The 12,812-nt window shown below is 66.1% G+C and carries 10 protein-coding genes; 3 read left to right on the top strand and 7 right to left on the bottom strand.

Translation table 11 applies throughout. From position 1 onward, the window contains the following. Positions 1–91: 91 nt before the first annotated feature. From RMR04_RS30870 to tesB, 3 genes are all read right to left on the bottom strand, one after another. Positions 92–1,570 (bottom strand): ammonium transporter, encoded by a 1,479-nt coding sequence (locus RMR04_RS30870; protein WP_311912303.1) that lies wholly within the window; start codon positions 1,568–1,570, stop codon positions 92–94. 28 nt (positions 1,571–1,598) lie between these two features. Continuing rightward, positions 1,599–1,937, bottom strand: coding sequence for a P-II family nitrogen regulator (locus RMR04_RS30875; RefSeq protein WP_069689062.1), 339 nt, complete (start codon positions 1,935–1,937; stop codon positions 1,599–1,601). A gap of 239 nt (positions 1,938–2,176) precedes the next feature. After that, a complete protein-coding gene (tesB, locus tag RMR04_RS30880; protein WP_311912304.1) occupies positions 2,177–3,043 on the bottom strand; it encodes an acyl-CoA thioesterase II in 867 nt (288 codons plus the stop codon). 118 nt (positions 3,044–3,161) lie between these two features. Here tesB and RMR04_RS30885 point away from each other — a divergent pair, with 118 nt between their 5' ends. Continuing rightward, complete coding sequence (locus RMR04_RS30885; RefSeq protein ID WP_311912305.1) at positions 3,162–4,412, top strand: ubiquinone biosynthesis hydroxylase; 1,251 nt, start codon at positions 3,162–3,164, stop codon at positions 4,410–4,412. 235 nt (positions 4,413–4,647) lie between these two features. On the opposite strand, the gene RMR04_RS30890 is transcribed toward RMR04_RS30885, so the two are convergent. Both RMR04_RS30890 and RMR04_RS30895 read right to left on the bottom strand, forming a co-directional pair. After that, positions 4,648–4,851: a Trm112 family protein gene (locus RMR04_RS30890; protein WP_092178252.1), complete on the bottom strand. Its 204-nt coding sequence runs from the start codon at positions 4,849–4,851 to the stop codon at positions 4,648–4,650. An 11-nt stretch (positions 4,852–4,862) separates the two neighbouring features. Continuing rightward, positions 4,863–9,710, bottom strand: a complete 4,848-nt coding sequence (locus tag RMR04_RS30895; protein WP_311912306.1) for an NAD-glutamate dehydrogenase — start codon at positions 9,708–9,710, stop codon at positions 4,863–4,865. 219 nt (positions 9,711–9,929) lie between these two features. On the opposite strand from RMR04_RS30895, the gene RMR04_RS30900 reads away from it, so the two are divergent. Both RMR04_RS30900 and RMR04_RS30905 read left to right on the top strand, forming a co-directional pair. Then, positions 9,930–10,478 carry a peroxidase-related enzyme gene (locus tag RMR04_RS30900; protein WP_311915997.1) on the top strand — a complete coding sequence of 183 codons (549 nt, stop codon included), beginning with the start codon at positions 9,930–9,932 and terminating at the stop codon, positions 10,476–10,478. A 411-nt stretch (positions 10,479–10,889) separates the two neighbouring features. Continuing rightward, on the top strand, positions 10,890–11,258 hold the full coding sequence (locus tag RMR04_RS30905; RefSeq protein ID WP_311912307.1) for a DUF2794 domain-containing protein: 369 nt from the start codon (positions 10,890–10,892) through the stop codon (positions 11,256–11,258). 3 nt (positions 11,259–11,261) lie between these two features. On the opposite strand, the gene RMR04_RS30910 is transcribed toward RMR04_RS30905, so the two are convergent. Continuing rightward, positions 11,262–11,798, bottom strand: coding sequence for a GNAT family N-acetyltransferase (locus RMR04_RS30910; protein WP_311912308.1), 537 nt, complete (start codon positions 11,796–11,798; stop codon positions 11,262–11,264). A gap of 83 nt (positions 11,799–11,881) precedes the next feature. Continuing rightward, complete coding sequence (locus tag RMR04_RS30915) at positions 11,882–12,655, bottom strand: Bax inhibitor-1/YccA family protein (protein ID WP_311912309.1); 774 nt, start codon at positions 12,653–12,655, stop codon at positions 11,882–11,884. Positions 12,656–12,812: the final 157 nt, after the last annotated feature.

Here is a 12,812-nt window from a genome sequence, read left to right on the forward strand (position 1 = left end):
ATTGCTTCGCTTGGCTCGCAACGACGCCAATGAAAAACCCCGGCGGTTTCCCGCCGGGGTTTTTCACGTGAGTCGCTGAGGCGAGAACCGCTCAGTCGTGATAGGCGCGCTCGCCATGCTCGGCGATGTCGAGGCCTTCGCGCTCCTGATCGGGGGCGACGCGCAAGCCGACGATGACGTCGACGATCTTGTAGAGGATCAGCGAGCCGACACCGCTGAACACCAGCGTGAACAGCACGGCCTTGGCCTGGGAGAGGAAGGCATCGCCCAGCACATAGGCGCCGACGGCGAGTTCACCGGGCTTCGAGGAGTAGTCCGGGATGCCGACGCCGCCGAGATCGACATTCACCAGGATGCCGGTCGCCAGGGCGCCGATGATGCCGCCGATGCAGTGGATGCCGAAGACGTCGAGCGAGTCGTCATAGCCCAGCGCGTTCTTGACGGTGGAGCAGAAGACGAAGCAGACGACGCCGGCGACAAGGCCCAGAATGATCGAACCCATCGGACCGGCAAAGCCGGCGGCGGGGGTGACCGCGACGAGGCCGGCAACGGCGCCCGAGACCATGCCGAGCATCGAGGGCTTGCCCTTGACGGCCCATTCCACGAAGAGCCAGCCGACTGCCGCCGCCGCCGTGGCGACGAAGGTGTTGATCATGGCGAGCGCGGCGGTGCCGTTGGCTTCCAGGTTGGAGCCGGCGTTGAAGCCGAACCAGCCGACCCAGAGCAGGGCGCCGCCGATCAGCGTCATGGTCAGCGAGTGGGGAGCCATCAGCTCCTTGCCATAGCCGATGCGCTTGCCGAGCAGCAGGCAGCCGACCAAGCCCGCGATGCCGGCATTGATGTGCACGACGGTGCCGCCGGCGAAGTCGAGCGCGCCCCATTTGAAGAGCATGCCGGCATCGGCGTTGACGGCGTCGAGCGCGGCCTGGGCCGCAACCTTGCCGTCCGCCCCGGCGTCAGCCAGCGCCTTGGCAGCGTTGCCGACAACGTCGGGACCGCCCCAGTACCAGACCATATGGGCCATCGGGAAATAGATGAAGGTGGCCCAGAGCACGCTGAAGAGCAGCAGCGCCGAGAACTTCATGCGCTCGGCGAAGGCGCCGACGATGAGGGCCGGCGTGATGCAGGCAAAGGTCATCTGGAAGCAGATATAGACATATTCCGGAATGACGACGCCGTTGGAGAAGGTCGCGGCCGTCGAGTTCGGATCGATGCCCTTCAGGAAGGCCTTGGAGAAGCCGCCGACATAATCGTTCAGGCTGCCGCCATTGGTGAAGGCGAGCGAGTAGCCGTAGAACACCCAGAGCAGGCAGACGATGCAGACGATCGCGAAGACCTGCGTCAGCACGGAGAGCATGTTTTTGCTGCGGACGAGACCGCCATAGAACAGTGCGAGGCCGGGAATGGTCATGAGCAGGACGAGGATCGTCGAGCTCATCATGAAGGCGACGTCGCCCTTGTTGGGAACGGGCGCGGGAGGGGTGGCCGGAGCCTGCGCGAGCGCGGTGCCAGCGGCCGCCGCGAGCGCCAGCCCGACAAGTCCGGCCCGGCTGAGGGTCTTGAAATTCATCGTTGGAAACTCCTGAAGGATCGCTGGCTCAGAGGGCGTCGCCGTCGGTTTCACCGGTGCGGATGCGCACGGCTTTCTCGATCGACGAAACGAAGATCTTGCCGTCACCGATCTGGCCGGTGCGGGCGGCGGCGGTGATCGCGTCGATCACCTTGCTGACGAGCTCGTCGGACACGGCGACCTCGATCTTGATCTTCGGCAGGAAGCTCACGGCGTATTCGGCACCACGGTAGATTTCCGTGTGGCCCTTCTGGCGGCCATAGCCCTTCACCTCGGTCACGGTCAGGCCATGCACGCCGATGGCGGTGAGCCCGTCGCGCACCTCCTCCAGCTTGAACGGCTTGATGATAGCCATCACGATCTTCATTGCAGGGTTTCCCCGTTTACGCCGCCCGGAAGTCAGCCCCGGCGATCTTGTTGCGCCTCGCGCACCTGTGAGAGTTTCGGCGCACGTCGGGAATCGGCAATTCAAGGCGCGTGCCAACTGCCCCGTGGTCACACCGGGGGTTGAATTCGCGAATCAGCGAATACGCCGGCGATGAGGCCGCCAGCGCTGATCAAGAAATATGCAAATGATGATTTATTGGGCTGATGCTTAGAAAGCGCTCATGCCATGTCCGGCCTCGGACGGATCAGCCCTTCCTGTGCAACCGAGGCGACCAGCTTGCCGTCCCGGTTGAAGATGAGGCCGCGTGAAAAGCCGCGCGCACCGGAGGTCGAGGGGCTGTCCTGGGCATAGAGCAGCCATTCGTCGGCGCGGAAGGGCCGGTGGAACCAGAGCGCATGGTCGAGGCTGGCGCCCTGGATCTGCTTGTCGAAAACGTTTCTGCCATGCGCGATCAGGCTCGAATCGAGCAGCATCAGGTCCGAAGCATAGGCGAGCACGCTCTGGTGGATCGCCGGTTCGTCGGGCAAGGGCTGCATCGTCTTGATCCAGACGTTGAATTTCGGCTCCATCTTGCCGCCGCTGGCATAGCGCGCCAATTCGACCGGCCTGATCTCGATTGGCCTTTCGCGCTGGTAATAGGCGCGCACGGCGTCGGGCATATGCGGCAGCACGCTGCGTTTCATGGTCTCGCGGTCGGGCAGATCCTCGGGCATCGGCACGTCGGGCATCGGCATCTGGTGCTCGAAACCTTCTTCCGCGACGTGGAAGGAGGCCGACATGGCGAAGATCGCCTCGCCCTTCTGGATCGCCAGCACGCGCCGCGTGGTGAAGGAGCGGCCGTCGCGCAAACGGTCGACCTCGTAGACGATCGGGATCTCGGGATCGCCCGGGAGCAGGAAATAGGCGTGCAGCGAGTGAGGCTGGCGATCCTCCACCGTCTTGCAGGCGGCGTAGAGCGCCTGGCCGATCACCTGCCCGCCGAAGACGCGCGCCCAGCCGACCTTGGGGCTGCGACCCCGGAACAGATTGCGTTCGAGCGGCTCGAGGTCGAGGATCGACAGCAGGGAGTCGCTGATCTGTGACATGGTCTGAAGGCTCTTCGGGCGGGCGCGATCGCAGTCTATGCTGCATCAGCACCGACGCATCGCGCGTCGTCAAGCCGGCGCGCCTTCTGCAGGGCCGTCGGGCGAGGAGTGGATTCCAATGGCGTCTGGACTGGGCCTGGCCCGCAACCGGATCGTGATCGCGGGCGGCGGGATCGCCGGATTGTCGCTGGCGCTGGCGCTGAAGCAGGCGCTTGGCGCAGGCTTCGAGATCGTGCTGGCCGATCCGTCGTTGAGCCTGGCCCCACGCGCCGACAGCCGCGCCTACGCGGTCGCCGCCGCGGCGCAGAACATGCTGGAGGCGCTCGGAATCTGGCCGAAGGTCGCGGCGACCGCCCAGCCGATGACCGAGATGGTCGTCACCGACAGCCGCAGCCCGGATCTGGTGCGCCCGGTCTTCCTGACGTTCGATGGCGAGGTCGAACCCGGCCAGCCCTTCGCTCATATGGTCGAGAATGCGGCGCTGCTGAGCGCGCTTCTCGACGCCTGCGGCGCTGCGGGCGTGGTGCTGCGCCCCGAGGGCGTGCGCCGTTTCGAGAGCAGGGATGACGAGGTCGAACTCCGATTCGCTGATGGCGAGCGGCTCCAGGCGGCTTTGCTCGTCGCGGCCGACGGGGCGCGCTCGAAGCTGCGCGAGCAGGCCGGTATCGGCTGGGTCGGCTGGGCCTATCGACAAACCGGGCTCGTGGCGACGCTGGGTCACGAGCGCCCGCATCATGGCCGCGCCGTCGAGCATTTCCTGCCGTCGGGACCCTTCGCCATCCTGCCGCTCAGCGATGGCGGCAAGCTCGGCCATCGCTCATCGATCGTCTGGACTGAAGGCGCGGAGAATGTGCCGGCGCTGCTCTCGCTCGACGCGGCCGATCTCTTGGCCGAGATCGAGCGGCGTTTTGGGCTGGAACTCGGCGAGATTGCGCTGGAGAGCGCTATCAGCGCGCATCCGCTTGGCTTCGGTGTGGCGCGGCGCTTCGTCGGGGAGCGGCTGGCCCTGCTCGGCGACGCCGCCCATGTCATCCACCCGATCGCCGGACAGGGGCTCAATCTCGGCCTGAAGGATGTCGCGGCCCTGGCCGAGGCGATCGTCGACGCGGCCCGGCTCGGGCTCGATCCGGGAAGCGCCGAGGCGCTCGAAGGCTATGAGCGTGCCCGCCGCTTCGACACGGTGGCGATGGGTGCGGTCACAGACGGGCTGAACCGGTTGTTCTCGAACGACGTCACCCCGGTGAGGCTCGCGCGCGATCTCGGCCTGGGCCTGGTCGATCGGTTGCCGGGACTGAAGCGCTTCTTCATTCGCGAGGCCGCAGGGCTCGCCGGCGCGACGCCCCGGCTGTTGCGGGGCGAGGCGCTTTAAGGGGCAGTACTACCGCGTCATGCTCGGGCTTGACCCGAGAATCTCAGGATCAGAAGGCTCACTCCAAAGGAAGCTTCTTTTGACTCGAGATTCTCGGGTCAAGCCCGAGAATGACGCACTGGTGCTACTAGAGCATTTCCGCGTTTCTCCGAATCGCGGAAATGCTCTAGCTCTTTGTTTTAACGCGTTTTCTTCACGCGAACCGGTATCCGCTTCGCTCGAAAACGCTCTAGCACTACCCCTCCAATTGCCTTGCCTCTTCCGGCAGCATGATCGGGATGCCGTCGCGGATCGGGTAGGCGAGCTTGGCGGCGCGGCTGATCAGCTCCTGCTTGGCCGCATCATATTCGAGCGTCGTCTTGGTCACCGGGCAAACCAGGATCTCAAGCAGCTTCGGGTCGATGCGGGTCGCGGTCGGTTCCGGTCCGGTCTCGGTCATGCGGGTCTCGTTCAACTGTGCTTGTTGGGCAGGTCGGCGAGCATGCCGGCCGCGACCATCAGCTTTGGCAGGGAGAGGCCCGACATGGCAATGGCCGAGACCGTGCTGCGGGTGCGCTCGGCATCCGCGCCGCGCGTGCCGAGCCAGGCGTCGAGAGTGCCGGCGCCGTTTGCCGCGCCCGCGATCTCCTGGGTCAGGCCGGCATGGGCGTCGACCAGGGTCTCGACGGCGCGCTCGCGGGCGAGACGTTCGTAATCGTCGGTCGCGGGCACGGCGGCGGCGGCGCCTTCCAGATTCGACAGGCCGAAGACCGAATCGACTCCGAAATGAATCCGCGCCACCTCGGTGATGTCGCGTCCGGTGCGCTCCGCGATATCGACGATGTCGGTCGCCTGGGCGAGCGCCGGCAGGCTGGCGATCCGGGCGGCGAGCACCTCGGGCACGCCTTCCGAGGTCAGCACCGCGATCCGGGCGATGCGGGCCTGGGCGGCGGCCTCCGGCAGCAGGGTCTCGAGTTCGGCCGCGAGCGCGGTCACGCCCCTGGCATAGCGCGCCACCGTCTGCTCGATCGCGCCCGGCTTGGCCACGCCACGGCGCAGGAACCAGCTCATCCGGTCGCTCACCAGCTCCTGCGCGGCGGCGTAGAGCCCGAGCTGGGTCTTGCCCGGTATTTTCGCGTCGAGCGCGTCGATTGCTGCGTTGAGCGCGATCAGATCGAAGGAATCGCGCGCGATCGCGTAGGCGGCGGCGATGGCTGGAGCCTCGGCGCGGGTCTGGTCGGCGAGCGTCGTCACGATCGCCGGGCCGCCGCGATTGACGATGGCGTTGGCGAGCTGTGTCGCGACAATTTCGCGGCGCAGCTTGTGGCCGGCGATCTCCGGTGCGTAGCCGTCGCGCAGCGCTTTCGGGAAATAACGGACCAGCTCGCTGTTCAGATAGAGATCGTCGGGCACTGGCGAGGCCAGAAGCGCGTCGTGCAGAGCAAGCTTGGCATAAGCGAGCAGCACCGAAAGCTCCGGCCGCGTCAGGCCTTCGCCGCGTTTCTCGCGTTCGGCGATGGTTGCGTCGCTCGGCAGATATTCGACGCTGCGGTCGAGACGCCCTTCGGCCTCGAGCGCCTGCATCAGGCGTCGCAAGCCCGGCGTTGCCGCCTGTCCCTGCGCTTCGGTTAGCGAGAGCGCCAATGTCTGCAGATAGTTGTTGCGCAGCACCAGCAGGCCGACCTCGTCGGTCATCTCGGCCAGGAGCGCGTTGCGGTCGTCCTCGGCGAGGCGGCCATCCTTGACCGGCCCGGCAAGCGTGATCTTGATATTGACCTCGACGTCGGAGGTGTTGACGCCGGCCGAGTTGTCGATCGCGTCGGTGTTGAGCTTGACGCCCTTGCGCGCCGCCTCGATGCGTCCGCGCTGGGTTGCGCCAAGATTGGCGCCCTCGCCGATCGCCCTCGCCCGGACATCGGCGCCGGTGATGCGGATCGCGTCATTGGCGCGGTCGCCGACCTGCGCATCGCTCTCGTCGGCGGCGCGGATATAGGTGCCGATGCCGCCGAACCAGAGCAGGTCGACCCGCGCCTTCAGGATCGCCGTCATCAGTTCGGGCGGCGTGACCTCGGCCTTGGGCAGATCGAGCAGCGCCTGCATCGCCGGCGAGAGCGAAATGCTCTTGGCCTGCCGCGAGAACACGCCGCCGCCGGGCGAGATCAGCGATTTGTCGTAGTCGGCCCAGGAGGAGCGGGCTAAATCGAACAGGCGCTGGCGCTCAGTCAGGGTCCTTGCCGGGTCCGGATCAGGATCGAGGAAGATGTCGCGATGGTCGAAGGCGGCGACCAGCTTGATCGCCGGTGAGAGCAGCATGCCGTTGCCGAAGACGTCGCCCGACATGTCGCCGACGCCCGCGACGGTGAAGGGCGTGGTCTGGATGTCGATGTCGATCTCGCGGAAATGGCGTTTCACCGCTTCCCAGGCGCCGCGCGCCGTGATGCCCATCTTCTTGTGGTCGTAGCCCTGGCTGCCGCCTGAGGCGAAGGCGTCACCGAGCCAGTGGTGCTTCTCCAGCGAGAGCGCATTGGCCGTGTCGGAGAAGGTCGCCGTGCCCTTGTCGGCGGCGACGACGAGATAGGGGTCGTCGCCGTCATGGCGCACGGTGTCGGCGGGCGGGATCACGGTCTCGCCGTCGAGATTGTCCGTCAGTTCGAGCAGGGTGCGCACGAAGATGCGGTAGCTCTCGGTGCCCTCCGCCAGCCAGGCCTGCCTGTCCGAGGGGGCGGGAAGCTGCTTGGGCACGAAGCCGCCCTTGGCGCCGACAGGCACGATGACGGCGTTCTTGACCTGCTGCGCCTTGACCAGGCCGAGCACCTCGGTCCGGAAATCCTGCGGCCGGTCGGACCAGCGCAGGCCGCCGCGCGCAACTTTGCCGAAGCGCAGATGCACACCCTCGACACGTGGCGAATAGACGAAGATCTCATAGAGCGGGCGCGGCAGCGGCAATGAATCGAGCTTGGCGCATTCGTATTTGATCGAGATCGTGCCGCGCGGGTGTCCGTCCGGGCCGATCTGGAAGAAATTCGTGCGCAGGCCTGAATCGATCAGATTGACGAGGCGGCGCAGGATGCGGTCCTCGTCGAGGCTGGTGACGTCGTTCAGCGCAGTCTCGATGCGTTCGCGCTCGGCGGCGACGCGGGTCTCGCGTTGTTTCGCATCGATGCGCGGGTCGAATTTAGCGAGGAACAGCGCAACGAGGCCCGAGGCGATGCCGGCATGGCGGGTCAGCGCGTCGGCGATGTAGTCCTGCGCATAGGGTGCGCCGACCTGGCGCAGATAGCGCCCGAGCGAGCGCAGCAGCGCCGCCTCACGCCAGGCCAGCCCTGCGGCCAGGACGAGCTGGTCGAAGCGGTCGGATTCGGCCAGGCCCCGGAACTGCGCCATCAGCGCCGCCTCGATGGTCGGGTCGAGCCGTTCGACGTCGATCGCGCCGTCATCGGCGCGCTCCAGCGTCATGTCGTGCAGCCAGACGGGGGCGGTCTCCGAGCCTTCGCTCGTGGCCGGCTGCGGCAGGATGTTGTAGGTGCGCTCGTTGACGACGCGGAAGCCCATATTCTCCAGCACCGGCACACGGGCCGAGAGCGAGATCGCCGCGCCGCGCGAGAACACTTTGAGATTGGCGCGTGTCGCCGGGTCGCCTTCGCGGCGGTAGAGATTGACCGCCCGCGTGCGCTGGCCGGTAAGCTGCTGCAGCATCTCGATATCGACAAGCGCATCGCTGGCCGAGAAGCGCTCGCGATAGGCGGCCCCAAAAGCCTCGGCATAGCGCTCGACCAGCGCCCGGGCGGAGGGGCCGGCCTTCTCGTTGTCGAGCACATCCTTGAGCCCGTCGCCCCAGGTGCGGACGATCGCCGTGATGCCGGCTTCCAGCGTGGCGCGGTCGATCTTCGGGGTTTTGCCCTCGTCGCGGCCGATGATGTAGTGCGTGCGGGCAAGCGGCCCGTCGGGATAGGCGGGATAGGCGGCGGAGATGCGGCCCTCATAGATGCGGGCGAGGAATTCGCCGACGCGGCGACGCACCTGGGTGTCGTAGCGATCCTTCGGGATGAAGACGAGGATCGAGACGAAGCGATCGAACTCGTCGACGCGGGCGAGCGCGCGGATGCGCGGCCGCTCGGTCAGTTGCAGGATGTCGAGCGCGAAGCTCTCCAGGGTCGCGGTGTCGATCTGGAACAGCTCGTCGCGCGGGAAGGCATCGAGCACGTTCAACAGGGCGCGGCCGGAATAGCTTGCCGCGTCGAAGCCGGTGTTCTTGGCGACGCGGGCGACCTTGAGACGCAGATAAGGGATCGTGCGGGCGCTACCGGTATAGGCGTTGGAGGTGAGCAGGCCGACGATGCGCAATTCGCCGTCGAGCCGGCCATCGGGCGTGAACAGCTTGACCCCGACATAGTCGAGATGGACGCGCCGATGCACCCGGCTCTTGACGTTGGCCTTGGTGATGATCAGTGCCTGGGGTTTGGCCAGGAAGGCGCGGATTTCGGGCGTGGTCACTACCATTTCGCGGTTCTTGCGCAAGACCCGGACGGAGGGGTCGCGCAGAATCCCCAGGCCCGAACCGTCGATCGGGTCGGCAGCGGCATCGCCGCCCGGGAAGCGATAGGCGCGGATGCCGAGCAGGGTGAAATTATCGCCGGTGATCCATTCCAGGAACTGCAGTGCTTCGCTGACCTCGTCCTCCGGCAAGGGTGGCGGATTGGCGCGGTAGGCCTGGATCACCTCGGTGATTCGTCCGCGCATCGCCGCCCAATCGTCGACCGCCAGGCCGACATCGGCATAGACGCGCTCCAGCCCGGCCCGCAGCCGTTCGCGCGCCTCGGGCGTGTCGATGCGGTCGAGATGGATATGGATCAGGCTTTCGCGGCGCGTGCCTTCCGGCGCGCGGCCGGCGGCTTCGCCGGCAAGCTCGAGGAACTTGCCGTCCGCATCGCGCGCGACTGCCAGGATGGGGTGGGCGACGAGGCGCGGTTCGAAACCCTGTTCGGTGAGCTCGGCCAGGGTCGAATCGAGCAGGAAGGGCTTGTTGTCGTTGACGACCTCGAGAATCGTCAGCTGGCGTTCGCGGCCCTCGCTGTCGAACCCCTCGTCGCGGAAGCGCAGATTGATCGCTCCAGGAGCGCGGGCCGCGCTCAGATGGTCATAGGCAGCGATGGCGGCGCGGGCGAGCATGGCCGGCGGCAGGGCGTCGAGATCTTCGGCGACGACGCGGCCGAAGAGCAGCCGCACGAACTCCGTGGGGAGAGCGCTACCGGTCTGGGAGGCGGCAGCCTCGATCGCCGCGATGGCCGCAGCCGTCGCATTCGTTATCCGCTTAGCCATGCTTCTCCCCCTGTTCTTTTGCCGCAGCGATGACATAGGCTGCGCGGCCTTTCAACTTTCGCCGCGACTGCGGTCGCGGCAAGGCCAAATCGGACCCGGACTCGACCGATCCTGTCGAAGTCCGGGCAAAACGACGTGACAGGAGGAACCATGGCGACCAAGCATGACAAACCGAAGGTGGGCGAAGCTCCGGCGCCGCAGGATTCGCCGCCCGCGGTGATGGCGCTGTCGCTGCCGCCGGGCACGCTTTCGGCCGAGAATCAGGCCTATTTCGACAAATGCCTGGAGAAGCTCGGCTTCGTGCCCAATGTACTCCTGTCCTATGCCCATGATGACGCCAAGCTGAGTGCTTTTGCGACGTTCTACAACGACCTGATGCTGGCGCCGTCCGGTCTGTCGAAGCTGGAGCGGGAGATGATCGCGGTTGCCGTCTCCAGCGTGAACCGCTGCTATTACTGCCTCACCGCGCATGGCGCGGCGGTGCGCCAGCTTTCAGGCGATCCGCTGCTCGGCGAACTGATGGTGATGAATTACCGCGCGGCCGAGCTCTCGCTGCGGCATCGCGCCATGCTGGATTTCGCGGTGAAGCTGACGGAGACGCCGCATCTGATCGGCGAGGCCGATCGCGAAGGCCTGCGCGAGGCCGGGTTCGGCGAGCGCGACATCTGGGATGTCGGCGCGGTTGCGGCCTTCTTCAATATGTCGAACCGGATGGCCTCTGCGGTCGATATGCGGCCCAATGCCGAATATCACGGCCAGACGCGCTAGATATGAGCATCGGCCCAGGACAAGCCGGTGCAGAATCAAAGCCTCAGGCCGAAAGGGTATTCGGCCTGAGGCTTGAATCACGGAAACAGACGGCAAAAGAAAACGGCCAGCGGAGACCGCCGGCCGTGAGGTAGCCTCGAACCGATTGGCCCGGCCCATCCGAACTCCGGGGGGCTGGGGGGCTGACAAATCCGAAGATCGGCAGGCCGGGCCGTCGAGGCAACATGGTCAGTTGAACCGTCTAGTTTGGCGGTCGCTTGTCCCGTTTCGGGCGAAAATGCGGCGAAGCTGACGAAGCTGTGATGGCCTTGAATGGTCTGCCAGAGGGGAACCTTGCCAGCGCAGCATCGCAGGCGCATCATCGGCTGCCAAACAGCGTGGCGACCCGGCGGTCGCCGATCGGGAGGCGCAATGAGCGAAAGCGAAACGCCGCAATCGCAGCAGGCCGGCGGGGTCATTGCCTTCCCCAGCCCGGCCAAAACCCCCACCGTCACCTTCGATCGACGCGAACTCGCGGAATTGCTGAACCTCTACGGCCGCATGGTCGCAGCGGGTGAATGGCGCGACTATGCGATCGATTTCCTGAAGGACAAGGCGCAGTTCTCAGTCTATCGCCGCTCCTCCGAAGTGCCGCTCTACCGCTTCGTCAAGGATCCGGCGCTGGCCAAGCGGCAGGGCGCCTATTCCGTCGTGGCGGCGACGGGGCTCGTGCTCAAGCGCGGCCCCGATCTCGGCCGCGTGCTGCGCGTCGTCGACAAGCGCTTGAGCGTGGTGAGCTGAGGCTCAAAGCGTAGGCGGCGTCCCGTCGGCCTCGCCCAGCTCCTTCTGCATCAGCATCTGGTCGAGCCAGCGGCCATGCTTGTAGCCGACCTTCTCGGCCACGCCGATGAGCCGGAAGCCGGCGCGCTCATGCAGGCGGCGCGAGCCGATGGAGGCGCCGGTGCCGTCGCCGATGACCGCAATCATCTGGCGGAAGCCGCGCGCGGCGCAGGCCTCGATCAGGGCCGCCAGCAATGCACCGCCAACGCCTGAGCCTTGCGCGGCAGGGGCGATATAGATCGAATTCTCGACGGTCGCGCGATAGGCCGGGCGCGGGCGGTAGGCCCCGGCATAGGCATAGCCGAGCTGCGCCCGATCACGCTCCGCGACGAGATAAGGGTAGCCCCCGGCCAGGATCGCCTCCTGGCGGCGCAGCATTTCGGCCTCGTCTGGAGGCTCGACCTCCCAGGAGGCCGTGCCGTGCAGGACGGCATGGGCGTAGATCGCCGTGATGGCTGGAATGTCGGCGGGGCCAGCGGGTCGGATCGAGAGCGTTGTCATCCGCCGATGATGACGGGGCGCCGGCTCAAAGAAAAGCCCCGGCCTTGCGGCCGGGGCTCGTTTTCATGCAGGGCGGAGGTCGCTCAGCGACGGTCGCCGAAGAGCTGCAGCAGCATCTGGAACATGTTGATGAAGTTCAGGTAGAGCGACAGCGCGCCGTTCACCGAGAGCTTCGCGGCCGATTCCGCATCCATGTCCGAAGACAGGTACATTTCCTTCAGGCGCTGCGTATCCCAGGCGGTCAGGCCGGCGAAGACCAGCACGCCGATCGCCGAGATGGCGAAGGACAGCGCGCTCGAGGCCAGGAAGATGTTGACCACCGAGGCGATGATCAAGCCGATCAGGCCCATGATCAGGAACGAGCCCATGCCCGAGAGCGACTTCTTCGTGGTGTAGCCGGCAAGGCTCAGCGCCCCGAAGGCCGCAGCCGTGATGAAGAAGACCTGGGTGATCGACGCGCCGGTGAAGACGACGAAGATCGAGGACATCGAGACGCCCATCACCGCCGCGAAGGCGAAGAACATGATGCGCGCCGAGGCCGAGCTCATGCTTTCGGCCTTGAACGAGAACAGCATGATGAAGGCGAGCGGGGCCAGCATCACGACCCATTTCAGCGGGCTGAGATAGAGCGCCTTGCCGAGTTCGGTCAGGCCGGCGATCTTGCCACCATCCGTGTAGCCGGCGATCGCCAGCGTGGAGATGCCGATGGCGGCAAGGCCGGTGATGGCCAGGCCGATCGACATGTTGTTGTAGACGCCGAGCATGAACGAGCGCAGGCCCTGATCCATCTCGACGGCGCTGGTCTGCTGTGCGCGGCCGGCACCCCAGACTGGAGCATTGCGGTCGAAGTTGCTCATCGAGCGAGTTCCCCTGACGTTGATTCCGGAGACGGATATCGCCTCTGCGAAACCCATCATCGCCGACAATCGTGGCGATGTCGCGAATATGAGGGGGATCGGCCGCGCTTACAAGGGGGCGTCATGGTTAAGACGGGCGTCGCATAGAAACGCGGCG

The sequence above is a fragment of the Bosea sp. 685 genome (genome assembly GCF_031884435.1).
Lineage (GTDB): Bacteria > Pseudomonadota > Alphaproteobacteria > Rhizobiales > Beijerinckiaceae > Allobosea.